This window comes from Embleya sp. L77 (genome assembly GCF_055557415.1).
This window is the reverse complement of record NZ_CM145709.1, coordinates 4,985,220-5,008,482: the sequence shown is the minus strand read 5'-3', so window position 1 is coordinate 5,008,482 and position 23,263 is coordinate 4,985,220. Positions and strand designations below refer to the sequence as shown.

Here is a 23,263-nt window from a genome sequence, read left to right as displayed (position 1 = left end):
GCATGGCCGACGACAAGCTGGTGATCGCCGGCGAGTCCTTCACCTCGCGGCTGATCACCGGGACCGGCGGCGCGCCGAGCCTGGAGATCCTGGAGCAGGCGCTGATCGCGTCGGGCACCGAGATCACCACAGTGGCGATGCGCCGGGTGGACCCCGGGACCGCGGGCTCGGTGCTGGACGTGCTGCGCCGATTGGGCATCCGGGTGTTGCCGAACACCGCCGGGTGCTTCACCTCGGGCGAGGCGGTGCTGACCGCGCGGTTGGCCCGCGAGGCGCTGGAGACCGACTGGATCAAGCTCGAAGTGGTGGCCGACGAACGCACGTTGTTGCCCGACGGGGTCGAACTCGTGGACGCCGCCGAACGGCTGGTCGACGACGGCTTCCGGGTGTTGGCCTACACCAACGACGACCCGGTGCTCGCCCGCCGGCTCGAACAGGTGGGCTGCGCGGCGGTGATGCCGCTCGGTTCGCCGATCGGGTCGGGCCTGGGCATCCGCAACCCGCACAACATCCGGCTGATCACCGAGCAGGCCAAGGTCCCGGTGGTGCTGGACGCGGGTCTGGGCACCGCCTCCGACGCGGCGCTGGCGATGGAGCTGGGCTGCGATGCGGTGATGCTGGCGACGGCGGTCACCCGCGCGCAGTCGCCGCGGTTGATGGCCGAGGCGATGCGGCACGCGGTGGACGGCGGGCGACTGGCGTACCGCGCCGGGCGGATCCCGATGCGCCACCACGCACACGCGTCGTCACCGATGGCCGGCATGCTGGAGGCCGGCCCCGAGCACCCCGCCTTCTGAGCCGTACACAGGCCGGCCGGCGGGGAACCGTGGGGAAGACCGTCGGCGTCCACAAGGCAGTGGACCCTACACTCCAGAACATGGACACGACCTTGAACGATCCGCTCGTCGGGCGGCTGCTCGACGGTCGATACCGGGTCGATGCCCGAGTTGCCGCGGGTGGCATGGCCACGGTGTACCGGGCTCTCGACACCCGACTCGACCGCACCGTCGCCCTCAAGGTGATGCATGCCGGGCTCGCCCAGGACCCCGAGTTCACCCGCCGCTTCATCCTGGAGGCGAAGGCTGCGGCGCGGTTGTCGCATCCCAACGTGGTCAACGTCTTCGACCAGGGCACCGACGGCTCCGTCGCGTACCTGGCGATGGAGTACGTCGAGGGCCGCACGCTGCGCGAGCTGCTCCAGGACCTGGGCAACATGACCCCGCGCGAGGCGTTCGGGGTGTTGGAGCCGATGCTGGCCGCGCTCTCCGCCGCGCACCGGGCGGGGTTCGTGCACCGTGACGTCAAGCCGGAGAACGTGCTGATCTCCGACGACGGCGGGATCAAGCTGGGCGACTTCGGTCTCGCCCGCGCGACCACCACGACCGCCACCGCCGCGACCGGCAAGGTCCTGGTCGGCACGGTCGCCTACCTCGCCCCCGAACAGGTCGAGCGCGGCGAGTCCACGCCACGCTCGGACGTGTACGCGGCGGGCGTGGTGCTCTACGAGATGCTCACCGGCCGGCAGCCGCATCACGGCGCGACCGCGGTCGAGGTGATCTACAAGCACGTGCACGCGGACGTACCGTCGCCCTCGCTGGCGGTGCCGGGTCTGTCGCACTCGCTGGACACGCTGGTGCGCGCGGCCACCGTGCGCGACCCGGAGCACCGGCCGAACGACGCCGAGACGCTGCTCACCCTGGTCCGCCGGACCCGGCACGCGATGCCGGATGCGGAGCTGGACTTCGGCGCGGCGCTGCGACTGCCGCCGCCGCCCGAGCCGATCCACGACAACGCCACGAGCGTGTTCCGGGCCGGCGAGGTCCTGCTGCCGCCGCACCTGGCGCCGCTGGGGCTGAGCGTGGACTCGACCGAGGACGAACAGGCGCGCTACGGCGGCGGGGCGTACGAGTATCCGGCGCAGCACCACGAGTACGCGCCGGCCGCCGAGGCGCCCCCGGCGGGCACCACCGGCGGCGGCTATCCGCAGCAGCCCGGGCTGCCGGGCCGGCGGCGCCGACGCGGGCCCTCGCGCGGGATGATCGTGCTCGCCATCGTGCTGCTGGTCGCCGCGGCGATCGGCGGCGGCGCGTGGTGGTACGGCTCGGGTCGCTACTCCGACGTGCCCGGCGTGCTGAACATGACCCAGGCCGAGGCGGAGAAGCGGCTCAAGGCGGCCGACCTCAAGGTCTCCTACGTCGGTGACGGAGAGTTCAGCGAGACGATCGCCAAGGGCTCGGTCATGTCCACCGACCCGGCTCCCGGCAAGAACGTGCTCAGCGGCTCGACGGTGAAGGTCAAGCTGTCCAAGGGTCCCGAGCGGCACGTGGTGCCCGCGCTGGTGAACCTCAAGCTGGAGGACGCCAAGAAGGCGCTGTCCGACGCGGCGTTGAAGCCGGGCACGGAGACGCGGGTGGCGAGCCCCAAGCCGCCCGGCACCGTGGTGGGCAGCCAACCCGCGGTCGGCGAGCAGCTCCAGCGGGACAGCGTGGTCTCGCTCGTGGTCAGCCGAGGCCCGGACACGGTGGTGCCGGACCTGACCGGGCTGGAGATCAACGAGGCCAAGGCCAGGTTCCTGCCCGCGACCGGGGTGACCGTCGAGGCGGATCCGACCCCGCAGTTCTCGGACACCGTGCCGCCCGGCCGGATCATGTCGTCCACTCCGGGCACCAACGCGACCGTGCCCTTCGGCACCAGGATCACCGTGGTGCTGTCCAAGGGCCCGGACTTGGTCCAGGTTCCGCCGGTGACCGGGATGAACCCGGACGACGCGGGCCGCGCGCTACAGGCCGCCGGACTGCGGGTGAACAACCGGATGATCCCGCTGATCCCGGCCAACGTCGGCAAGCAGGACCCGCCGGCGGGCTCGATGGTCAAGCGCAACAGCGAGGTGTTCATCTCGAACTTCTAGGCACGCGTTCCACTCCGGCGCGGCACATGCGAAGGCCCCACTCCGATTCGCTCGGGTGGGGCCTTCGTACGTGCCGGGGGCGGGGTGTCCGGTGCGGCGGCTCAGGTCAGCGCCGGCCCCTCGCCGCTCTCCTCCTGGTACGAGTAGCGCTGCTCCTGCCACGGGTCACCGATGTTGTGGTAGCCCCGCTCCTCCCAGAAGCCGCGCTTGTCGGCCACCATGTACTCGATCCCGCGCACCCACTTGGGGCCCTTCCAGGCGTACAGGTGCGGCACGATCAACCGGACCGGGAACCCGTGCTCGGCGGTCAGCGGCTCGCCGTTGTGGTGGGTGGCCAGGATGGTCTGATCGTTCGCGAAGTCGAACATCCGCAGGTTCGAACTGAAGCCGTACTCCGCCCACACCATCGCGTGGGTGACCTCGGGGGCGGGCGGGGCGATCTCCATCAACTTGGCGACGGTCAGCCCGCTCCACTCGTTGCCGAGCATGCTGAACTTGGTCACGCAGTGGAAGTCGGCGATCACGGTGTCGTGCGGCAGCGCCGAGAACTCGTCGTAGTTCCAGCAGTGCTTGTCCCCCGAGGCGGTCGCGCCGAAGACGCGAAAGTCCCATATCTCGGGCTTGAACCGCGGGACCGGTCCATAGTGCAGCACGGGCCATCCGCGCTGGATGCGCTGGCCCGGCGGAAGTCGCGGATCGCGGTCCGGAGCCTCGGTCCCACCTTGTGCCGCTTCCGTATGCCCCATACCTCACATGGTCCCAGACGCCCCGGCCAACTCACGACCGCCCCTGTCGCACCCCCCACCGCCGACGGTCACCGTGCGTGTTCCCCGTGCCGCCGAGCGAGAAGGTCGGCGGCGGGACGGGACATGTTCGACATTGCAAGGCAAGGCTGCCCTTCGTGGCGGAAGCGCTACCAAAAGTGACAGGATTCGTGGGAAAACTCCTGCCTCATGCGCGCTCGGAGTTCCCCTGTGTCCCACCCACATCGGAAGGTGCGTCGCGATGCACAGTGACCCGCAGATCATCGAGCTCCTGAACGAACAGCTCACGGCGGAGCTCACCGCGATCAACCAGTACTTCCTGCACGCGAAGATGCAGGAGCACCGCGGCTACATCAAGCTCGCGGCCTGGACCCGCCATGAATCCATCGACGAGATGAAGCACGCGGAGCGGCTGACCGACCGCATCCTGATGCTGGAGGGTCTGCCGAACTACCAGCGGCTGAACGCGCTGCGGATCGGCCAGAACCTGGAGGAGATGTTCCGCGCCGACCTGGCGGTCGAGATGGAGGCCGTCGAGCGGCTGCGGCGCGGCATCCCGTTGATGCGCGAGAAGGGCGACGTGACGTCGGCCAACATCTTCGAGGAGATCCTGGCCGACGAGGAAGAGCACGTCGACTACCTGGAGACGCAGCTCGCCCTGCTCTCCGAGGTCGGCGAGCAGCTCTACATCGCGGGCCTGCTCAAGCAGCCGAACGAGAGCTGACCGGCGACTCGGGACACCCCCGGGACGGACCCGGCGGGACGCTGCGGACACCGCGACCCGGGCCCGGACAACCGGCCGGATTGTGTCACCGATCACCCGGTATTCCCCCCGGCGAGCGCTGAGGTTACCCTTACCTAAGTAACCTCGCCGCTGGGGGGAAATCTCCGTGTACGTCTGCATGTGTTTCGGTGTCACCGACAAACAGGTGAACGACCGGATAGCCGATGGCGCGCGCACCATGCGTGAGATAGCCCAGTCCTGCGGCGGCGCCGGCACCGACTGCGGGCGCTGCGTCAAGAGCATCACCGCGATGTTGCCGCGCGACGAGTCGCGCCGCCGGCGTCGCGAGTTGTGCGGCGAGACCGAGACCTGCGCGACCGCGTGCGCCGGCACCCCTGCCGCCGCCGAGCCGGTCGCCCTGCCGACGCCCACGGTCACCGCCGCGGCCTCGGCCTCGGCCGTGCCGGACAACGTGATCCCGCTGCGCCGGCACAGCGCCGCCTGAGCTTCGAGGCCGAGCCCACCGCCGACCGACCCCCGCCGCGCGATCGGCCCCTCGCCCGGTCCTTGCCTCAGCCCTTCGCCGCCTGCGCGATCGCCGTCGCCGCGCGCACGCACCCGGCCGCGTCCACATCCATGTGCGTGACCAGCCGGATCAGCCGAGACCCGAACGCCGACACCAGCACCCCCTCCGCCCGGCAGCGCTCCACCACCGCGGCCGCGTCCGGCTGCCCCTCGCCCAGCTCGACCAGCACGATGTTGGTCTCCGGGTCGACCACCGCGAAGCCCGCGTCGCGCAGCAGGTCGGCCAACTTCCGCGCATGCTCGTGGTCCTCGGCCAGCCGCTCGATGTGGTGCTCCAGCGCGTACAGCCCGCCCGCCGCCAGGATGCCCGCCTGGCGCAGCCCGCCGCCCATCCGGTGCCGCATCCGGCGCGCCTCGGCCTCGTACTCGGCGGGCAGCAGCACCACCGAGCCGGCCGGCGCCCCCAGTCCCTTGGACAGACACACGCCGAGCGTGTCGAACAGCGCCCCGTAGACCCGCAGCGGCGTGCCGGTGGCCACGTGCGCGTTCCAGATCCGCGCGCCGTCACAGTGCAGCGGCAGGTCGTGCCCGTGCACGAGGTCGCGAATCGCGGTGAGTTGCTCCAGCGGGTAGACCGAGCCGCCACCGCGGTTGTGCGTCTGCTCGACCGCCACCATCCGCGTGCCCACGGTGTACGGGTTGTCCGCCCGGATCAGCCGGGCCAGGTCGGCGACCTCCAGCAGGCCGCGCGGGCTGAGCGTGGTCCGGGTCTGGACGCCGCCGTGCCAGGCCGCCGCGGCGTCCTCGTGCGCGACGATGTGCGCGTCGGCGTCCAGGACCAGTTCACCGCCCGCCGGCACGGACAGCCGCACGGCGAGTTGATTGGCCATCACCCCGGTCGGCGCGAACAGTGCGAACGAGTGCCCGAACAGGTCGGCGACGTACTCCTCCAGCGCCCGCACGGTCGGGTCCTCGGCATACACGTCGTCACCGACCTCGGCGTTCGCCATCGCCGCGCGCATCGCGGGGCCGGGCTTGGTGACGGTGTCGCTGCGCAGGTCGGTGAAGGTCATGTCGGCAGCATTCCAGACGCGCCGAAGGGCGGACCCGGGCAGGGTCCGCCCTTCGGCGATCGGGGCCGACGCCCGGTCAGCTCTTCCGGTACATCTCCGCGACCAGGAACGCGAGGTCGAGCGACTGGCTGCGGTTCAGCCGCGGGTCGCACGCCGTCTCGTAGCGCTGGTGCAGGTCGTCGACGAAGATCTCGTCGCCGCCGCCCACGCACTCGGTGACGTCGTCGCCGGTGAGTTCGACGTGGATGCCGCCCGGGTGGGTACCGAGCGCGCGGTGCACCTCGAAGAAGCCCTTGACCTCGTCCAGCACATCGTCGAAGCGGCGGGTCTTGTGCCCGCTGGACGCCTCGAACGTGTTGCCGTGCATCGGGTCGGAGACCCACACCGGCTGCGCGCCGGCCGCGGCCACCTTCTCCACCAGCGCCGGGAGGTTGTCCCGGACCTTGCCCGCGCCCATCCGCACGATGAAGGTCAACCGGCCCGGATCGCGGTTCGGGTCCAGCTTGTCGATCAGCGCGAGCGCGTCCTCGGGCGTGGTGGTCGGGCCGAGCTTGACGCCGATCGGGTTGCGGATCCGGGACGCGAACTCCACGTGCGCGCCGTCCAGCTGCCGGGTGCGTTCGCCGATCCACACCATGTGGCCGGACACGTCGTACAGGTCGCCGGTGCGCGAGTCCACCCGGGTCAGCGCGTCCTCGTAGTCCAGGATCAGCGCCTCGTGGCTGGCGTAGAACTCCACGGTGCGGAATTCCTCGGGGTCGGTCCCGCACGCGTGCATGAAGCGCATCGCGCCGTCGATCTCGGCCGCGAGCCGCTCGTAGCGCTCGCCCGAGGGCGACAGCGCGACGAAGTCCTGGTTCCAGGCATGCACCTGGCGCAGGTCCGCGTAGCCGCCCGTGGTGAACGCGCGAACCAGGTTCAGCGTCGCGGAGGACGAGTGGTACATGCGCTTGAGCCGCTCGGGGTCCGGCGTGCGCGCGGCCTCGGTGAAGGCCAGCTCGTTGACCGCGTCGCCCCGGTAGGACGGCAGGGTCACCCCGTCGCGCGTCTCCATGCCGCTGGAGCGCGGCTTGGAGTACTGCCCGGCCATCCGACCGACCTTGACCACCGGCACGGAGGCCGCGTAGGTCAGCACGACGGCCATCTGGAGCAGCGTCTTGAGCTTGTTCTTGATCGCGTCGGCGGTGTTGCCGGCAAAGGTCTCCGCGCAGTCGCCACCCTGGAGCAGGAAAGCTTCACCCTTCGCCACCGAAGCGAGCCGACCACGAAGCTGGTCGCACTCACCGGCGAAGACGAGCGGCGGATAGGAACGGAGGTCCGCGAGGGCGGAGCCCAGGGCCTCGTTGTCCGGCCACTCGGGCTGTTGGGCCGCCGGGAGGGTACGCCAGGATTCGATGTCGTTCAGGGTCACCGCTCAAGACTAAGCGGAGTGGCAACCCGTTTGGGTCCACCGCCCGGAGAACGAGACGCCGACTCGGCCCGCCCGATAGACTCCGGCCGTGATCGCGATCGATTTCCATCGGAGTTCCTGGTGGCCCGTCCCTGCGGCGGCCCGCTGACTTCGCGATCACCTTGACGATCCGACGGCCGCCCGGCAGGGCGGCCCTTTGTTTTTCCCGGACCGGGCGGACCTCCTCCCCGGACGAGACGGACAACCGGCGGATCGCCCGGTCGGGAGGGCGTCTCTTCCCGACCGAGGAGCACCCATGCGCACCGCCGACGCCCTGTCCCCGCTGTTCTCCGACGCACCGCCGCCGTTCGCGCTGATCCGCCGCGAGCACTCGTCCGAGGTCGAGCTGCTCACCGGCGAGATCGTCGACGTGCGCGACCTCGCCGACCTCCCGCTGCCCGCCGCCGGCGGCGGCCCCGGCCACGAATTGCTCGCCCTGGTGCCGTACGCGCAGATCCGCGAGCGCGGCTTCGAGTGCCGCGAGGACGGCACTCCGCTGCGCTGCCTGAAGGTCACCGCACAACGGCGCCTGCCGCTGGACGAGGTGCTCGCCGCGCTGCCGCAGGTGCCGGTCGAGCTGCGCGGCGGCGGCTTCGACGTGGACGACGAGACCTACGCCACCATCGTCAAGCGGGTGATCGAGGACGAGATCGGCACCGGCGAGGGCGCCAACTTCGTCATCCGGCGTGACTACCGCGATCACATCGAGGGCTACACGCCGGCCTCGGCGGGCACCCTGCTGCGCCGGCTGCTGACCCGGGAGAGCGGCGCCTACTGGACGTATCTGATCCACACCGGCGACCTCACCCTGGTCGGCGCCAGCCCGGAGCGGCACGTCAGCTCGGTGGGCGGCGAGGTGGTGATGAACCCGATCAGCGGGACCTACCGGCATCCGGCCCAGGGCCCCTCGCGCGAGGGGCTGCTGGCCTTCCTGCGCGACCCCAAGGAGATCGACGAGCTGTTCATGGTCGTCGACGAGGAACTCAAGATGATGAGCGAGGTGTGCGACCTCGGCGGCGCGGTCGAGGGTCCCTTCCTCAAGCCGATGGGCCACCTCACCCACACCGAGTACCTGCTGCGCGGGATCACCTCGCACGACGTCGCCGCGGTGCTGCGCGGCACCATGTTCGCGCCGACCGTGACCGGGAGTCCGCTGGAGAACGCGTGCCGGGTGATCCGCCGGCACGAGCCGACCGGGCGCGGCTACTACTCCGGCGTGCTCGCCCTGATCGGGCGCGACGACCTGGGCCGGCGCACGCTGGACGCGCCGATCCTGATCCGGACCGCGTACATCACGCCCGACGGCGGTCTGCGGGTGCCCGCGGGCGCCACCCTGGTCCGGCACTCCACGCCCGAGGACGAGGTGGCCGAGACGCACGCGAAGGCGGCCGGGGTGCTGGCCGCGCTCGGTGTGGTGCCCGCCGCCGGGCAGGGCACGAGCGCGACGCTCGCCGCCGACCCCGAGGTGGCCGCGCTGTTGGCCGCGCGCAACTCCGCACTCGCCCCGTTCTGGCTCCGGCCGCGGGACGAGAACGCGCTGCGCGCCCCGGAGCTGGCGGGCCGGCAGGTGCTCGTGGTGGACGGCGAGGACACCTTCACCGCGATGCTCGCGCACGTGCTGCGCACGCTCGGGCTGCACGTGGAGGTCCGCAGTTACGACGACGTGACCTCGCGGCGGGTGCGCACCGCCGAACTGGTCGTGCTCGGCCCGGGGCCGGGCGACCCCCGGGACTCGGCGCACCGCAAGATCCGGCTGATGGGCGCACTGCTGCGGACCCGCCTGGACGCGAGCGGGCCGCTGCTCGCGGTCTGCCTGGGACACCAGCTGCTGGCCCGTGAACTGGGCCTGGACCTGATCCGCAAGGCGCGGCCGTATCAGGGCAAGCAGGTCGGCATCGACTTCTTCGGCCGGCCGGAGCAGGTCGGCTTCTACAACGCGTTCGCGGCGGTGCGGCCGGCCGCCGGGGTGCCCAACGTCGATTTCGCCGCGGACCCGGCAAGCGGCCAGGTGCACGCGCTGCGGTCGAGCCGGATGCGGCTCGCGGGTGTGCAGTTCCATCCGGAGTCGGTGCTCACCCACAACGGCCTGGGCATCGTCCGGGAGCTGCTCGCCGGCCTGTGAGGTCCGCTCCCGAAGCTCGGCGGCGCCCGGTCCGAAACGGCCGGGCGCACCGCCGGCCGCGACGCTCGGAACCGGCCCGCCGATCGGCCGGGACCTGCCCCGGCGTCGCACCGGCGTGCGACCATAATCGCGTTGCTCGCCACGGTGCGACGGAGGATGCTCGACCCCGTTCGTTGACCGGTTCCAGTGGAGGGGGTTCCCGTGGGCTCCGATTGTCCGCCGCACGACCCCGTCGACTGGAGCGGTCGCAAACGTTGCCGCAAGTGCGGAGTGACCTTCGGCGGGCCGCGCCCGCTGCCACCGTCACCACCGGAAGCCGATGGCTGATTCGCCGCTCCCGCCGCCGCACTTCCATACGGCGCCGCGCATCCTCTGGGACGAACTGCCCACGGACGCGCGCGCCGCGGTCGAACGGTGTGCGGGACGGGTGCTGGCCGTCGCCACGGTGTGGGCCGGATTCAACTGCGAGTTCGCCGCCATCGTGACCACCGAACGATCCCGCTACTTCGTCAAGGGTGTCCCGCGCGATCACCCGGCGGTCCCGCAACAGCGGGTGGAGGCCCGGGTCGCCCCGCACGTGGGCACCGTGTCGCCGCGGCTGCGCTGGGAGGTGCGGCTGGACGACTGGGTGCTCCTGGGCTTCGACCACATCGTCGGCCGGCATGCCGACTTCGCGCCCGGGACCGCGGATCTGCCGCTGGTCGCGGACGCGCTGCGCCGACTGGGCCGGGTCCCCGTCCGCGATCTGCCGCTCCCGCGGATCGAGGAGCGCTGGCGCTCGCTGTTGACCAGCCGGCAGCTGGAACTCCTGCGCGGCGAGAGCCTGTTGCACACCGATCTGCATCCGCACAACGTGCTGATCGGCGATCGGGGCCTCCGGGCCTACCTGGTCGACTGGGCCCAGCCCGCCCGGGGCCCGGCCTGGATCGAGGTGACGCTCGTGGCCAGCCGGTTGATGGACGAGGGACACACCGCCGAGCAGGCGGCCTCGTGGGCGGACCGGTTCGCCTGCTGGCGGACGGTCTCCGGAGAGGCGATGGAGACCTTCGTGTTCGCCGCCACCAACCAGTGCGCTCGCGGCATCGGCGCCACCCATGCGGCCCCCTGGAACGCCCGCCTGACCGCGCTGGCCGAGGCACGCGCGGCCCGATCGCACCGCCGCGCGTGTTCCTCCCGGCCTGCCCGATCGACCGGCCGATCGACACTAGGGTGAATCGGATCACCCCCCGATCCACTCCGGAGGCACGGATGTCCGAGCTCGACGCAACGCCCAGTCCGAGCAAGTGGGTTGCCGACCAGGCCAGGCTCTACGAGGAGTCCGGCGGCACCAAGGGCATCACCATGCAGGGCTCGCCGTGTCTGCTCCTGGACACCCTGGGCCGCAAGAGCGGCATCTGGCACCGCACCGTGCTGATCTATGGACGCGACGGTGAGGACTACCTCATCGTGGCCTCGCTCGGCGGCTCGGACCATCATCCGCTGTGGTACCTGAACCTGACCGCCAACCCGCAGGTGCGGCTGCGCGTGGAGACCGAGCGGTTCGCCGCGGTCGCCGAGACGCTCTCCCCCGACGAGAAGGCGCGGGTGTGGCCGCACCTGGTCGAGGTGTACCCGCCCTACGAGAGCTACCAGCAGAAGACCGAGCGGGACATCCCGGTGATCCGCCTGCGCCGCGCGGGCGATCGGCACGGCTCCTGAGCAGCGAAACCGGTGGCCGGCCCGCACCCGTATATGGGTGGGGGCCGGCGCGTACCGCCCGGTAGGCTCCGGCCGTTCGCACCGACGGTCGAGCACGCTCCTTCCTACGACGGGTACCCCGCATGCGCCTGCGCCGCTGTCTCGCCTCGACGGCCTTCCTCGTGCTGCTCGGCTCGCCGCTCGCGACCGCCGCGCCGGTTCCCGAACCCTCCGCCGACCGGGCGCCGGCCGAGGTCCAACCGGTCGAACTGACCGGATTGCCGGACCGGATCAGGCCGGCCACCCCCGTCGAGGTCACCGCGAAGCTGCGCAACACGGAGCCGGTCGCGTTGTCCCTGACCCCGATGGTGTCGATCACCGGGGATCGCCGGATCACCCCGGACCAGGCCCGGGTGGAGGTGCTCGACCCGACCCTGGGCACCTGGGTACTCACCCCCCTGGACGCGGACTCGCGGGCGCCGCTGCCGTTTCCCGGCGGGCGCGGCGAGACCTCGGGTCTGCTGGCACCGGGCGCCTCGGTCGAGTTCCGGGTGCGGTTCTCCATCGCGGCGAACGTCCCGGCGCAGTTCGTGAGCGTCGGCGTGGGTCCCGGGCGCGCGGCTCCCTCCACCGACGGCGAGCCGCGTTTCACCAACGGCATCCTTGTCGAGGCGATGCTGCTGGGACCGGACGGCGGCCTGCCCACCCGCCCGCCGAAGCCCGGCGAGAGCCGCGCCCCGTCCGTGCCGGACGCCGGGCCGGACCGGATGGGCGGTAGCGCAAAGGTGTTGCCGACCGAACGACGCGGCGCCGGCGCGACGTTCGCGCTCACCGGCGTGCCCGGCTGGCTGCGGGCGGGTGGTGGCGCCGCCGAGTTCCGGCTCACTCTCTCCAACGACACCGACCGGATCATCCCCGGGGTGCGGCCGGAGTTGATATTCACCACCGGACAGTCACCGATCACACCCGGCCAACTCCTGGTCGAGGTCTACGACACCTACCAACCCGGTTGGAACCCGGTCGAGCTCACGGTGCTCACCGACCCGGCGAACGGCCGCAGCGCTCACCTGTCCGGAGCGCTGGCACCCAAGCCCTGGGACGAGCAACGCCCGTTGCCGCCCGGCGAGTTGGTCACCATCGCGATCCGGGTGTCGATCCCGACCGGCTCCCCGGTGGCGGGCGGCGACCTGGCGGTGCTGGCCGGCGGCGGCCCCCCGGGGCAGGTGCCGGCCCGGCTCGCCTCCCGCAGTGACTTCCAGGTGTTCCACGTGCCCAACCCCGGCGCGCCGACCGGCACGCCCAAGCTGCGGCCCGAACTGCCGCCGACCGCGTCGGACTCGGCGGCCGGACAGCGCAGGGAGGACGACGACGACCCGTTCACCCTCGCCACCATCGCGGTCTGGGTCGCGCTGGCCGGCATCGGCGGGACGGTCGTCTACTTCGCGCGCAAGAACCGCCGGGAGAGCGTCGGGACCGTGCCCGGGCCCGACGCCTGACCCGGCGTCATCCGTGCTCGCGAATCAGCCGAACAACACCTTCGCCTCGTCGTACAGGGCGGCCGGCACGGTCTTGAGCTCGCGGGTCGCCGCCTCCAGCGGCACGGTCACCACGTCGGTACCGCGCAGCGCGACCATCTTGCCCCAGTCGCCCGCGTTGACCGCGTCGATCGCGTGGAAGCCGAACCGGGTGGCCAGCCACCGGTCGAACGCGGTGGGCGTGCCGCCGCGCTGCACGTGGCCGAGCACGGTGGTGCGCGCCTCGTGGCCGGTGCGCTTCTCGATCTCCGAGGCCAGCCAGTCGCCGATGCCGGACAGCTTGACGTGGCCGAACGCGTCCAGCGTGCGGTCCTTGGTGACCATCTGGCCGGCCAGCGGGATCGCGCCCTCGGCGACCACGATGATCGGCGCGTAGTTGGTCCGGAAGCGGCTGTCCACCCAACCGCAGACCTCTTCGACGTCGAAGTTCTGCTCGGGGATCAGGATCACGTTCGCGCCGCCGGCCATCCCGGAGTGGATCGCGATCCAGCCCGCATGCCGGCCCATCACCTCGACGATCAGCACCCGGCGGTGCGACTCGGCGGTGGTGTGCAGTCGGTCGATCGCCTCGGTGGCGATGTTGACCGCGGTGTCGAAACCGAAGGTGTAGTCGGTCGCGTTGAGGTCGTTGTCGATGGTCTTGGGCACACCGACGACCTTGACGTCGTGCTCGTGCAGGCGGGTCGCCACGCCGAGGGTGTCCTCGCCGCCGATCGCCACGAGCGCGTCCACCTCGAACTTGGCCAGGTTCTCCCGGATCCGCTCGATGCCGCGATCGACCTTGATCGGGTTGGTCCGGGACGAGCCCAGGATGGTTCCGCCGCGCGGCAGGATGCCGCGCACGGCCTTGATGTCCAGCGGCATGGTGTCGCCCTCGAGCGGGCCGCGCCAGCCGTCCCGAAAGCCGATGAAGTCGTACCCGTAGTCCTGGACGCCCTTGCGGACGACCGCCCGGATCACCGCGTTCAGGCCCGGGCAGTCGCCGCCGCCGGTCAGTACTCCGACACGCATCGAAATCTCCGATTTCTTCCGTCCGGCACGATTCGCGGCCCACGCTACCGGTGCGAGAAGCCACCTCGACTCTTCCCACCACCCGTTCGAGGTACCCGACTTGATCGGATCGATCGAGGCGGATCCGGGCCCGACGAATGCGCACGCGCCCGGGCCCTGTCCGGCGGACCGGACAGGGCCCGGGCGCCATCCGGATCAGTCGTCCAGACCCTTCTCGATGGCATAGCGCACGAGTTCCACCCGATTGTGCAGTTGCAGCTTGTTCAGGGTGTTCTGTACGTGGTTCTGCACCGTGCGGTGGGACAGGAACAACCGCTGGGCGATCTGCTTGTAGGACAGGCCCTTGGCGACCATCCGCAGCACCTCGGTCTCCCGGTCGGTCAGCCGCGGTGCGGCCGGGCCCCTGTCCGCGTCCTTGCGCGGCGGGTCGGTGGCCATCCGGCGGAACTCGCCGAGCACCAGTCCGGCCAGCCCGGGGGTGAACACCGGATCCCCGACCGCGGTGCGGCCCACCGCGTCGACCAGTTCCTCGCGGCTCGCGGACTTGACCAGGTATCCGGTCGCGCCCGCCTTGACCGCCTCCAGCACGTCCTCCTGCTCGCCGCTGGCGGACAACACCAGGATCCGTACCGACCGGTCGTGCCGGACCAGTTCGCGCGCCACCTCGACGCCCGGCAGCTTGGGCAGGTGCAGGTCCAGGATCACCACGTCCGGCGAGGTGGCCCGGGCCCGGCGTACCGCCTCGGGGCCGTCCCCGGCGGTGGCGACCACGTCGTAGCCCGCCGCCGCGAGGTCGCGGGCCACCGCCTCGCGCCACATCGGATGGTCGTCGACGACCAGGACCTTGAGCGGCGTCGGAGCCGGTTCGGCCGTCGGTGTGGGTGTATTCGTGTCGCTCATCCGCTCCCCTGCCTCGGCACCCGGAACTCCAACTCGGTGCCTTCTCCCGTCACCGACGACCACACCACGCTGCCGCCGAGGTCGCGCACCCGGCCCTCGATCGACTGGGCCACGCCCAACCGGCCCTGGGCCCGGGCCGCCTCCAGCCGCCCGGGGGCCATCCCCGGGCCGTCGTCCCGGACGCTGATCACGATCTCGTCCGGTTCGTCCTCCACCAGGATCCACGCGTTGGCCTGTTCGCCGGCATGCCGACGCACGTTGTCCAGGGCCGCCGCCACCGCCGCGGTCACCTCGCGCGCCGCCGGCGTCGGCAGCAATACCGGCGTGCCCGGCGAGGACACGGTCACCCGGGCACCGGCGAAGGCGCCCAGCAGCACCCGCAGATCCTGTCGGGCCGGGTCGCCGTCCTCGCCGGATCCGGGCAGGTCGGCCGATTCGACCCGGGCGGGCGTCGCCGAGATCAACTGCCGCAGCGCCACCTCCTGCTCGCCGGCCAGCCTGCCCAGGCCGGCCGCGTCACCGCCGATCTCGGCCCCGCGGCGCTGGACCAGGGCGAGCACCTGGAGCACGCTGTCGTGGATGTCCCGGGCCAACCGCTCCCGCTCGCGGGTGGCCGCCTCCAGTTGCAGCGCGCGGGCCAGCGCCTGCTCGCTGACCCGGGCGATCTGCACCACGTAGCCCACCGCACCGCCGGCGAGCAGCAACAGCACGGTGTTGTGCTGGTTGTCGGCGGTGAGCGCGCCGCGTTCGGCCACGTTGGAGGCGCCGATCGCCAGCGCGGCCAGTGCACCGGTCCGCCAGCCGCCCTTGATCGCGCAGGCCAGCACCGGCGCCGAGGCCCAGACGGTGGGCAGCGTCATGGTGCCCTGGGCGACCCGCTCCGGATCGTCCAGCCAGCGGGTGGCCAAGACGCAGCTGACCGCCACGCACACGTCGATGATCAGCAGCGGCGGTGCGCGGAACGTGGGGCTGCGGAAGCCGTACGCGGTCGCCGCCGTCCAGATGGTGAGCAGCGCCATGATGGCCCACCCGCCGACCGGATAGCGGTACTCGTCCGCGACCTGGGCGAAGCGCACGATCGCATAGCCCAGCGCGAGCACCCGAAAGACCGTGAGTGCCCGCCAGAGCGACTGTTCGACCCCCACGTGAACCCCCAGGATGTGCCGAGTGCGCCCGGTCAGGCGGCGGGTCGGCCGGAGCCGCCCGATTCGTCGGTCGGGGTGGGCGCGGCGTCCGGGTCGACGGCGTCCGCCGTCTTGTCGGCCGCCTTGGCCGCCTGCTTGCGGGCCTCGTCCATCCGCTTCTTGGCGTCGGCCGCGTACACGTCGACGTACTCCTGGCCGGACAACTCCATCAGCGCGTACATGATCTCGTCGGTGATCGCGCGCAGGATGAAGCGGTCGTCCTCCATGCCCTCGTAGCGGGAGAAGTCCAGCGGCTCGCCGACCTTGATCCCCACCCGCATCACCTTGGGCACGATCTTGCCGGGCGGCTGGATCTTCTCGGTGTCGATCATCGCCACCGGGATCACCGGCGCGTGCGACTCCAGCGCCAGCCGGGCGATCCCGGTCTTGCCCCGGTACAGCCGGCCGTCCGGCGAGCGGGTGCCCTCGGGATAGATGCCGAACAGGTGCTCCTCGCGCAGCACCTTGAGGCCGGCGTTCAGCGCGGCCTCACTGGCCCGTCCGCCGGTGCGGTCCACGGGGAGTTGGCCCACGCCCTTGAAGAACGCGGCGGTGAGCCGGCCCTTGACGCCGCGTCCGGTGAAGTAGTCCGACTTCGCCAGGAAGGTGATCCGCCGCGGGACCACGACGGGCAGGAAGAACGAGTCCGAGAACGAGAGATGGTTGCTCGCCAGAATCGCCGGGCCCCGGTCCGGGATGTGCTCCTCACCCTCCACCCAGGGGCGGAAGAAGAGCCTCAATATGGGGCCGACGATCATCTTCATCAGCCGGTAGAACAACCCTGACCTCCTCCTCGGGACAGGACGAACCCTAGAGCATCCCTTCCGGCCCGGACCCCGTATGGCCTCGTCGGGCCGACCCGCGCGACCGGCCGCGAGAACGGTCCGCCCGGCTCGCGACCCCGGTCGGGGGCGGGGATCCCGGGGCGGGTGGGACCCGCCTCGCGCCGCTGTACGCATCGCGCACCCCCGTGGGACGATTCCGGAGCGCCCAGGTGTTGGGAGTAGCAGGCGGAACCACTCGCCTGTCGACCCCGTTATGGAACCTGTATCGCCGTCGTCCGCCGGCCACCACACCTTCGTGGCGGCCACCGGTCGGCTCGTCCCGCCAAGCCCGTCACCCGAAGGAGCCCGTTGGTGTCGATCCTGCCCGGTGCCGAGCCCCACCACCACGACGGCGGGCCCGTGGGCGTCCTGCTGTGCCACGGCTTCACCGGCACGCCGCAGTCGCTGCGGCCGTGGGCCCGATACCTCGCCGCGGCCGACCTGTCCGTCTCGCTGCCGCTGCTGCCCGGTCACGGCACCCGCTGGCAGGACATGAACCTGACCACGTGGCAGGACTGGTACGCCACCGTGGACCGCGCGTTCGAGCGGTTGCGCGAGCGCTGCGACACGGTGTTCGTGATGGGTCTGTCGATGGGCGGCGGACTGGCCCTGCGACTGGCCCAGCAGCACGGCGACAAGGTGGCCGGTCTCGTGCTGGTCAACCCCTCCGTGCAGGCCGACGACCCCAAGGTTCGGCTGCTGCCGGTGCTGCGCCACGTCATACCGTCGGTGGCCGGCATCGCGTCGGACATCCGCAAGGAGGGCTCGGTCGAGCTGGCCTACCCGCGCACGCCGGTCAAGGCGGCCTATTCGCTGTCCCGCCTGTGGCGCGTGGTCTCCGCCGACCTGCCGCAGGTCACCCAGCCGGTGCTGCTTCTGCACAGTCCGCACGATCACGTGGTCTCGCCGGCCAACTCCGAGACGGTGCTGGCCCGAATCTCCTCCACGGACGTCACCGACGTCCTGCTGAACGACAGCTATCACGTGGCGACGCTCGATCACGACGCGGAACGGATCTTCGCATCCAGTCTGGAGTTCGTACGCCGGCTCGCGCCGGACGCACGGACCCCGGAGACGGCCGAGAGGGACTGAACGAACGGTGCGCGGACGTGGCAACGGACTCGACGCGGAGTCCTTCAAGCCCCTGACCGACCTCGATCCCGAGGCGGCGGACGTGATGCTGGTCGCCCTGCGGGACGCGGGGGTCGCGGCATACGTCTCGACGTTGGAGCCCCGGGATCCGGACGAGGAACCCGAGCAGATCGAACGCCTGTGGGTGGACGCGGCGGCGACGTCGCGGGCCCGGGCGATCCTGCGCTCGCTGACCGAGCCGTCCTCGCCCCGCTCCCGGGCCAAGGAGGCGGCGGCCGGACCCGCCGACATCCCCAAGGTGGATCCGCTGCGCGCGGAAGGTGCCGATCGGGCGGAACGCGCGGAGCGGGCCGAACCCGAGTCGCCCGCCGAACGGCCGGGCGACGACGAGGTGTGGGCGCAGATCGTCGCGTCCTTCGACAACGACGTGACCGACCCGGTCCCGCGCTGGCCGGTCGCCGAGGACCTGGGCGGCGATCGCCCGGAGCGCGACGAGCCGCCGACCGACGGGTCGTTCAAGGTCGGGGTGCCCGCCGCGGGACCGCGCGACTACTCGCTCGCGCCCCCGGGACCGCCGGTGATAAACGAGTTGGAGGAGGACCCGGAGGAACACTTCGTACCTCCTCCGCCGCCCCCGCTGCCCAAGACCGACGCGGCCACCAAGATCGCCTGGATCGCACTGGTCGGCGGTCCGCTCTACCTGCTCGTGTCGGTGCTGCTCGGTCGCACGGTCGGGCCGTGGACCTCGTTCGCCGCGTTCGCCGCGTTCACCGGCGGATTCGTCGCGCTGGTGGCACGGATGCGGCGAGATCGGGACGAGGACGACCCGGACGACGGCGCGGTGGTCTGACTCGCCGTCATCCGGTCGGCTCACGGCAGGTTTCGACGGGACGTCATGCCGCATTGCGGGTCCGGGTCCGGGTACCTTCCTTGCGTGGACGCGGATAACGAGGGACGCCTGATCGGCGGGCGCTACCTGCTCGCCGAACGACTCGGGCGAGGCGGCATGGGTGCGGTCTGGCGGGCTCGGGACCAGGTCCTGGGCCGCGAGGTCGCGGTGAAGGAGATGTTGCCGCAGCCGGGGGCGGACGACGCCGAGCGAGCCCGGCTGCGCGAGCGCGCGGCCCGGGAGGCCCGCGCCGCCGCCCGGCTGAGCCACCCCTCGGTGGTCCGCGTCTACGACGTGGTCGAAGAGGACGATCGGCCGTGGATCGTCATGGAGTTGGTCCCGTCGCGCTCGCTGGCCGAGGTGATCCGCGGGGACGGCCCGATGACCGCCGATCGGGTCGCCGAGATCGGCCTGACCATGATCGACGCGCTGCGCACCGCGCATGCGGCCGGCATCCTGCACCGCGACGTCAAGCCGGGCAACGTGCTGATCACGCTCGACGACCGGGCCGTGCTCAGCGACTTCGGCATCGCGGTGGTCGAGGGCGACTCGTCGGTCACCCAGTCGGGCGTGGTGCTCGGCGCGCCGGCGTACATCCCGCCGGAACGGGCCAAGGGCCTGAATCCGACGGCGGCTTCGGATCTGTGGTCGCTCGGGGCGACGCTGTACGCGGCGGTCGAGGGCAAGGCCCCGTTCGAGCGCTCGTCGCCGCTGGCCACACTGACCGCGATCGTCAGCGAGGACCCGGCGCCGGCCAAGCACGCCGGTGCGCTCGACCCGGTGTTGCGCGCGCTGTTGGCCCGGGATCCGCAGGAGCGGCCGGACGCGGCGGAGGCCGAGGCCATGCTGCGCGACGCGCTGCGCGAGATCCGGGTGGAGAACGCGGCCACCCGCGCGGTGCCGGTACCGGTGCCGCTGCCGCCCCTGCCCGCGCCCGAGGCGGAGTCCATACCCGCGGCGACACCCCCGGTGCGTTCCGTCGAACCGGACTCCGACGAAATACCCCGGGACGCCGAGGAGATGGCATCGCCCCTCGTCCCGCCACCCCGGAAACCCGCCGAACCGGTCCGGGAGGACCGCCCGGCCCGCACCTTCCCGTGGTTGCCGTGGCCCGCCGCGATCGCCGCGCTGGTGGTCTTCGGAGTCGTGGTCGGCCTGATCCTCTTCCTGATCGCCCCCGGGGACGACAAGAAACCCACCGCGAAGGGCACCGGCAACAGCAACTCGCCTGCCCCGCAAGCCTCTTCTCCGGCCTCGCCGAGCACCGCCGGGACGGCCCCGGCCGCGGGCCAACTCACCCAGCCGCCGCCGAGCACGGGCCAGGCGCAGAACAGCCCGAGCGACCCGCCCGCGCAGACCACGGCGCAGACCCAACCGCCTGCGACCGGCTCGAACGACGCGAACGGCCTGCCGGCGGGCTGGACTTTGTACAAGGGTGACACCACCGGCTACCGGATCGGCCTGCCCCCGGGGTGGACCAAGGTCAACACCGTGGACTCGCAGGAGTTCTTCGCCAACGCGGACCGCACGCTCAAGCTCAACGTGGACACCGTGGCCAGTTCACCGACCGATCCGGTGGAGGACTGGAAGGAGCTGGAACCGCAGGTGCGCGGCAGTTTCAGCAACTACAAGAAGCTGACCATCGAGAAGGCCACCTACCGCGACTACCCCGCCGCGGCCTGGCACTTCACCTACGGCAGCGGCACCAAGCACCACGTGCTCAACCTCGGCTTCACGGTCCCGTCCGGGCGGGGCTACTCGCTGTACATGGACACCCCGGAGGCGGTCTGGAACGACCCGGCCACACAGGAGTTGCTGGCCGGCTTCAAGGCGAGCTTCCAGCCGTGATCCGACCCGGCCGGCCCGGGGTGCTCCGGCTCCGGATGATCCGGGCGACCCTCCCGACCCGCCGTCAGGCGCCGGGCACCCGCAGGGTGGCCAGCACCGGGCGGTGGTCGGAGGCGGCGGTGTAGTCGGCGTCCGTGACGTCGTCGGGCACACCGCACGCGAGCATCTCGATGCCCCGCGACGCGAACACGCCGTCCAGCCGTCGGCCGGGATCCCGACGCGGCGAGGTGAACTCCGAGCCCCAGGGCGCGACCGCGTAACCGTCCTGCATCTCCCCGGCCAGCCGGTCCCACGCCGGACGCCCGGCCGATTCGTTGAAGTCCCCGGCCAGCACCCGGTGTTCGACGCCGAGCCCGGCCAGCCGGCGAAGCACCAGCTCGGCCTGCGCCGACCGCTCCGCGGCGTCCAGGCTCAAGTGTGTGCTGGCCACCGCGAATTCGGCGCCGTCGACCTCGACCACGGCGGCGGCCATGCCACGTTGGTGCAGCCCGGGCGTACGCGGCAACAACACGTCGTGCGCCCGGCGCACCCGCACCCGCAGGTCACCCAGCAGCAACGGACCGGACGCGGTGCCCCCGCCGGTGATCACCACCAGGCCGCACTCGCGGGCGAATCGGGCCACCGAGTGCCGCCAACGCAGGAACCGCGGCGCCTCCTGGACGCAGAGCAGATCGGGTGCGCAGTGGCGGACGATGCGGACGAGGGCTTCCCGGTCGTCGCGCAACGAGCGCACGTTGTACGACATGACCCGGATCTCACCGGTACCGACGGTCACTGGAGCCCCCTTGCCCGGTTCGGACCGGCAGGCCCCAACCACGATCGACCAGCTGTGCAGCCGCCCGTTCCACGAGCGGCGGTTGTCCGTGCGCCCGTCCCACGGGCGGTGGTTGCCTGTGCCCCTGATTCACGGGCGGCGGTTGCCCGTGCACCCGGCCCACAGGCGGTAGTTGTCTGTGCATCCGGCCCACAGGCAGTGGTTGTCCGTTGTCCTTGCACCGTTCCACGAGCGGTGGTTGTCCGCGCGAAGTCGCGGTACGGGTCAGTGCCGGGCCAGGTCCGCCGCGCCGACCAGTCCCGCGTCGCTGCCCAGGGTCGCCACCACGACCTCGGCACCGAGCCGGTGGCCCCGGCGCAGCACACTGCGGTAGGTCTCCAGGGCGGGGACCAGCAGCAGGTCGCCCGCGTCCGAGACGCCGCCGCCGATCACGAACGCGGCGGGGTCCAGCACGGCCGACAGGTCGGCCAGGCCCTGGCCGAGCCACGTACCGAGTTCGCGGAAGGCGGCGAGCGCGACCGGGTCGCCGAGCAGGGCGGCCTGGGTGACGTGCGGGCCCTGGATGCCGGCGGGCGTGCCGTTGCCGAGCGCGAGCAGCTTCTCCGCCGCCTCGGGCATCCCGGCCGCGCGGTCGCGGGCGTAGCGGGTCAGCGCGCTGCCGCTGGCGTACTGCTCCCAGCAGCCGTAGTTGCCGCACGGGCAGGCGATGCCGTTGGGGACCACCCGCATGTGTCCGGGCTCACCCGCTATCCCGCCGCCGCCCCGGTACAGCTCGCCGCCGAACACGATCGCGCCGCCGATGCCGGTGCCGACGGTCACGCACATCACGTTCGTGTGGCCCGCGGCGGCGCCGTAGCGCACCTCGCCCCACGCGGCGGCGTTGGCGTCGTTCTCCACCACGACCGGCAGGCCGATCAGCGCCTCCATGCGATCACGCAGCGGTTCGCCGACCCACGCACCGACGTTGGCCGAGAACAGCACGGTCGACCGGTCCGCGCCGATGAATCCGGCCGCACCGAGCCCGACCGCCTCCACGACGTGGTTCTGCCGCAGGGTGTCGACCACCTCGGCGATCACCTGCGCGGTGCCATCGGCATCCTTGGGGGTGGCGATCTTGAGCCGATCGAGGATCACCCCGTCGGCGTCGACCACGCCCGCGAGGATTTTGGTGCCACCGATGTCGACACCGATCGTGAGTCCCATGTCGTCCCAAGCTCGTTCGCGTGCATTGCCCGCAACGGATCGTACTGGTCCCTTCCCCGGGTCCACCCCACCCGTACGCCCGCAGGTCACCGCGGGGATGCCCGGGCGCCGGGCACCGGACGGGCGGCCGGCGGCGGTGCAGCCCGCACGGACGCCCGTTCGCGGGTGACCGGACGGCGGGTGGCGCCGCAGTGCCCGGTCCTTCTATTCGTCGTCGAGCCGAATCCGCTCGGTCTCCGCCGGCTTCGCGGCCCATCGACGCTCCCGATCGCCCACGAAGGCCCGGTACGCGGACGCCAACTCGGCCCCGGCCGCGGCCAGGTGCGCGGCCACCTCGGGATGCCTGCGCACGACCTGCTCGCGTACCGCGCCGGCCTGCTCCACGAGCGTCTCGGCCAACCTGCGCGCCTCCTCGGCCAACCGCGCCGCGGGTGCCTCGTCCCCCTTGTCGGCCCCACTCAACGATTCGGCGAGCTTGCGCGCCTCCTCCCCGAACCGCGCCCAGGGGTCGGGCCGCTCCGCATCGTCCCGCTCGGTACGCACGTCCTCCGCCGCACGCGCAGCCCCCGCAGGGGGCACCTCGTCCGTAGTGTCCGCCCACGCGTCCGCAGCGTCCTCGGCCGCACCCTTACCCGTCACTCGCTCATCAGGACCCATCCGACGCATTGTCCGCGTTCCTCCGCCCCAACGCGAACAGAACCACCCGCAAACAACCCGAAGCCGGCAGCGAAAGCAGGATCCTCGGTCCACCCACGCACC

General features: G+C 71.8%; 21 protein-coding genes. 11 read left to right on the top strand and 10 right to left on the bottom strand.

What is annotated here, in order from left to right; translation table 11 throughout:
* Window positions 1-2: 2 nt before the first annotated feature.
* Both ACZOOI_RS21480 and pknB read left to right on the top strand, forming a co-directional pair.
* Complete coding sequence (locus tag ACZOOI_RS21480; protein WP_465277360.1) at window positions 3-797, top strand: thiazole synthase; 795 nt, start codon at window positions 3-5, stop codon at window positions 795-797.
* An 80-nt stretch (window positions 798-877) separates the two neighbouring features.
* Complete coding sequence (pknB, locus tag ACZOOI_RS21475) at window positions 878-2,908, top strand: Stk1 family PASTA domain-containing Ser/Thr kinase (protein WP_465277359.1); 2,031 nt, start codon at window positions 878-880, stop codon at window positions 2,906-2,908.
* 101 nt (window positions 2,909-3,009) lie between these two features.
* Here pknB and ACZOOI_RS21470 read toward each other — a convergent pair whose 3' ends face one another.
* The gene (locus ACZOOI_RS21470) at window positions 3,010-3,654 is read right to left on the bottom strand and encodes a sulfite oxidase-like oxidoreductase (protein WP_465277358.1); all 645 of its coding nucleotides are present in this window, start codon (window positions 3,652-3,654) and stop codon (window positions 3,010-3,012) included.
* A 259-nt stretch (window positions 3,655-3,913) separates the two neighbouring features.
* Here ACZOOI_RS21470 and bfr point away from each other — a divergent pair, with 259 nt between their 5' ends.
* Together bfr and ACZOOI_RS21460 are read left to right on the top strand one after the other, a co-directional pair.
* Window positions 3,914-4,396: a bacterioferritin gene (gene bfr, locus ACZOOI_RS21465; protein ID WP_396005597.1), complete on the top strand. Its 483-nt coding sequence runs from the start codon at window positions 3,914-3,916 to the stop codon at window positions 4,394-4,396.
* Window positions 4,397-4,574: 178 nt separating this feature from the next.
* Window positions 4,575-4,901 (top strand): (2Fe-2S)-binding protein, encoded by a 327-nt coding sequence (locus ACZOOI_RS21460; RefSeq protein ID WP_465281251.1) that lies wholly within the window; start codon window positions 4,575-4,577, stop codon window positions 4,899-4,901.
* Window positions 4,902-4,968: 67 nt separating this feature from the next.
* On the opposite strand, the gene ACZOOI_RS21455 is transcribed toward ACZOOI_RS21460, so the two are convergent.
* Both ACZOOI_RS21455 and ACZOOI_RS21450 read right to left on the bottom strand, forming a co-directional pair.
* Window positions 4,969-5,994, bottom strand: a complete 1,026-nt coding sequence (locus tag ACZOOI_RS21455) for a threonine aldolase family protein (protein ID WP_465277357.1) — start codon at window positions 5,992-5,994, stop codon at window positions 4,969-4,971.
* A 76-nt stretch (window positions 5,995-6,070) separates the two neighbouring features.
* A complete protein-coding gene (locus tag ACZOOI_RS21450; RefSeq protein WP_391582661.1) occupies window positions 6,071-7,405 on the bottom strand; it encodes a class II 3-deoxy-7-phosphoheptulonate synthase in 1,335 nt (444 codons plus the stop codon).
* 295 nt (window positions 7,406-7,700) lie between these two features.
* Here ACZOOI_RS21450 and ACZOOI_RS21445 point away from each other — a divergent pair, with 295 nt between their 5' ends.
* The 4 genes from ACZOOI_RS21445 to ACZOOI_RS21430 all read left to right on the top strand — a co-directional run bounded on the left by ACZOOI_RS21445 (window position 7,701) and on the right by ACZOOI_RS21430 (window position 12,739).
* Complete coding sequence (locus ACZOOI_RS21445) at window positions 7,701-9,566, top strand: anthranilate synthase family protein (RefSeq protein ID WP_465277356.1); 1,866 nt, start codon at window positions 7,701-7,703, stop codon at window positions 9,564-9,566.
* A 319-nt stretch (window positions 9,567-9,885) separates the two neighbouring features.
* Window positions 9,886-10,779, top strand: a complete 894-nt coding sequence (locus ACZOOI_RS21440; protein ID WP_465277355.1) for a phosphotransferase family protein — start codon at window positions 9,886-9,888, stop codon at window positions 10,777-10,779.
* A 35-nt stretch (window positions 10,780-10,814) separates the two neighbouring features.
* The gene (locus ACZOOI_RS21435; RefSeq protein ID WP_465277354.1) at window positions 10,815-11,264 is read left to right on the top strand and encodes a nitroreductase family deazaflavin-dependent oxidoreductase; all 450 of its coding nucleotides are present in this window, start codon (window positions 10,815-10,817) and stop codon (window positions 11,262-11,264) included.
* A 122-nt stretch (window positions 11,265-11,386) separates the two neighbouring features.
* Window positions 11,387-12,739 (top strand): hypothetical protein, encoded by a 1,353-nt coding sequence (locus ACZOOI_RS21430; RefSeq protein ID WP_465277353.1) that lies wholly within the window; start codon window positions 11,387-11,389, stop codon window positions 12,737-12,739.
* Between the two features lie 24 nt (window positions 12,740-12,763).
* Here ACZOOI_RS21430 and ACZOOI_RS21425 read toward each other — a convergent pair whose 3' ends face one another.
* The 4 genes from ACZOOI_RS21425 to ACZOOI_RS21410 form a co-directional block, all read right to left on the bottom strand.
* Complete coding sequence (locus ACZOOI_RS21425) at window positions 12,764-13,789, bottom strand: 6-phosphofructokinase (RefSeq protein ID WP_465277352.1); 1,026 nt, start codon at window positions 13,787-13,789, stop codon at window positions 12,764-12,766.
* 195 nt (window positions 13,790-13,984) lie between these two features.
* A complete protein-coding gene (locus tag ACZOOI_RS21420; protein WP_465277351.1) occupies window positions 13,985-14,689 on the bottom strand; it encodes a response regulator in 705 nt (234 codons plus the stop codon).
* Window positions 14,686-15,834 carry a MacS family sensor histidine kinase gene (gene macS / locus ACZOOI_RS21415; RefSeq protein WP_465277350.1) on the bottom strand — a complete coding sequence of 383 codons (1,149 nt, stop codon included), beginning with the start codon at window positions 15,832-15,834 and terminating at the stop codon, window positions 14,686-14,688. The genes ACZOOI_RS21420 and macS overlap by 4 nt, the downstream gene beginning before the upstream one ends.
* Before the next feature lie 32 nt (window positions 15,835-15,866).
* Window positions 15,867-16,652 (bottom strand): lysophospholipid acyltransferase family protein, encoded by a 786-nt coding sequence (locus ACZOOI_RS21410; protein WP_465277349.1) that lies wholly within the window; start codon window positions 16,650-16,652, stop codon window positions 15,867-15,869.
* A 357-nt stretch (window positions 16,653-17,009) separates the two neighbouring features.
* Between ACZOOI_RS21410 and ACZOOI_RS21405 the strand changes: the two genes are divergently transcribed.
* From ACZOOI_RS21405 to ACZOOI_RS21395, 3 genes are all read left to right on the top strand, one after another.
* Complete coding sequence (locus ACZOOI_RS21405; RefSeq protein ID WP_465277348.1) at window positions 17,010-17,789, top strand: alpha/beta hydrolase; 780 nt, start codon at window positions 17,010-17,012, stop codon at window positions 17,787-17,789.
* Between the two features lie 7 nt (window positions 17,790-17,796).
* Window positions 17,797-18,639: a hypothetical protein gene (locus ACZOOI_RS21400; RefSeq protein ID WP_465277347.1), complete on the top strand. Its 843-nt coding sequence runs from the start codon at window positions 17,797-17,799 to the stop codon at window positions 18,637-18,639.
* An 84-nt stretch (window positions 18,640-18,723) separates the two neighbouring features.
* Complete coding sequence (locus ACZOOI_RS21395; protein WP_465277346.1) at window positions 18,724-20,526, top strand: serine/threonine-protein kinase; 1,803 nt, start codon at window positions 18,724-18,726, stop codon at window positions 20,524-20,526.
* A 64-nt stretch (window positions 20,527-20,590) separates the two neighbouring features.
* Here ACZOOI_RS21395 and ACZOOI_RS21390 read toward each other — a convergent pair whose 3' ends face one another.
* The 3 genes from ACZOOI_RS21390 to ACZOOI_RS21380 all read right to left on the bottom strand — a co-directional run bounded on the left by ACZOOI_RS21390 (window position 20,591) and on the right by ACZOOI_RS21380 (window position 23,161).
* The gene (locus tag ACZOOI_RS21390; RefSeq protein WP_465277345.1) at window positions 20,591-21,301 is read right to left on the bottom strand and encodes an endonuclease/exonuclease/phosphatase family protein; all 711 of its coding nucleotides are present in this window, start codon (window positions 21,299-21,301) and stop codon (window positions 20,591-20,593) included.
* 264 nt (window positions 21,302-21,565) lie between these two features.
* A complete protein-coding gene (locus tag ACZOOI_RS21385; RefSeq protein ID WP_465277344.1) occupies window positions 21,566-22,504 on the bottom strand; it encodes an ROK family glucokinase in 939 nt (312 codons plus the stop codon).
* Window positions 22,505-22,708: 204 nt separating this feature from the next.
* The gene (locus ACZOOI_RS21380; protein WP_465277343.1) at window positions 22,709-23,161 is read right to left on the bottom strand and encodes a DUF5304 family protein; all 453 of its coding nucleotides are present in this window, start codon (window positions 23,159-23,161) and stop codon (window positions 22,709-22,711) included.
* Window positions 23,162-23,263 lie beyond the last annotated feature (102 nt).

What these genes read in the sequence shown, in the direction of transcription:
- ACZOOI_RS21480 (WP_465277360.1), top strand. Translation starts at nt 3, where the DNA reads ATGGCCGACGACAAGCTGGTGATCGCCGGCGAGTCCTTCACCTCGCGG.
- pknB (WP_465277359.1), top strand. Translation starts at nt 878, where the DNA reads ATGGACACGACCTTGAACGATCCGCTCGTCGGGCGGCTGCTCGACGGT.
- ACZOOI_RS21470 (WP_465277358.1), bottom strand. Translation starts at nt 3,654, where the DNA reads ATGGGGCATACGGAAGCGGCACAAGGTGGGACCGAGGCTCCGGACCGC.
- bfr (WP_396005597.1), top strand. Translation starts at nt 3,914, where the DNA reads ATGCACAGTGACCCGCAGATCATCGAGCTCCTGAACGAACAGCTCACG.
- ACZOOI_RS21460 (WP_465281251.1), top strand. Translation starts at nt 4,575, where the DNA reads ATGTGTTTCGGTGTCACCGACAAACAGGTGAACGACCGGATAGCCGAT.
- ACZOOI_RS21455 (WP_465277357.1), bottom strand. Translation starts at nt 5,994, where the DNA reads ATGACCTTCACCGACCTGCGCAGCGACACCGTCACCAAGCCCGGCCCC.
- ACZOOI_RS21445 (WP_465277356.1), top strand. Translation starts at nt 7,701, where the DNA reads ATGCGCACCGCCGACGCCCTGTCCCCGCTGTTCTCCGACGCACCGCCG.
- ACZOOI_RS21440 (WP_465277355.1), top strand. Translation starts at nt 9,886, where the DNA reads ATGGCTGATTCGCCGCTCCCGCCGCCGCACTTCCATACGGCGCCGCGC.
- ACZOOI_RS21435 (WP_465277354.1), top strand. Translation starts at nt 10,815, where the DNA reads ATGTCCGAGCTCGACGCAACGCCCAGTCCGAGCAAGTGGGTTGCCGAC.
- ACZOOI_RS21430 (WP_465277353.1), top strand. Translation starts at nt 11,387, where the DNA reads ATGCGCCTGCGCCGCTGTCTCGCCTCGACGGCCTTCCTCGTGCTGCTC.
- ACZOOI_RS21425 (WP_465277352.1), bottom strand. Translation starts at nt 13,789, where the DNA reads ATGCGTGTCGGAGTACTGACCGGCGGCGGCGACTGCCCGGGCCTGAAC.
- ACZOOI_RS21420 (WP_465277351.1), bottom strand. Translation starts at nt 14,689, where the DNA reads ATGAGCGACACGAATACACCCACACCGACGGCCGAACCGGCTCCGACG.
- ACZOOI_RS21385 (WP_465277344.1), bottom strand. Translation starts at nt 22,504, where the DNA reads ATGGGACTCACGATCGGTGTCGACATCGGTGGCACCAAAATCCTCGCG.
- ACZOOI_RS21380 (WP_465277343.1), bottom strand. Translation starts at nt 23,161, where the DNA reads ATGGGTCCTGATGAGCGAGTGACGGGTAAGGGTGCGGCCGAGGACGCT.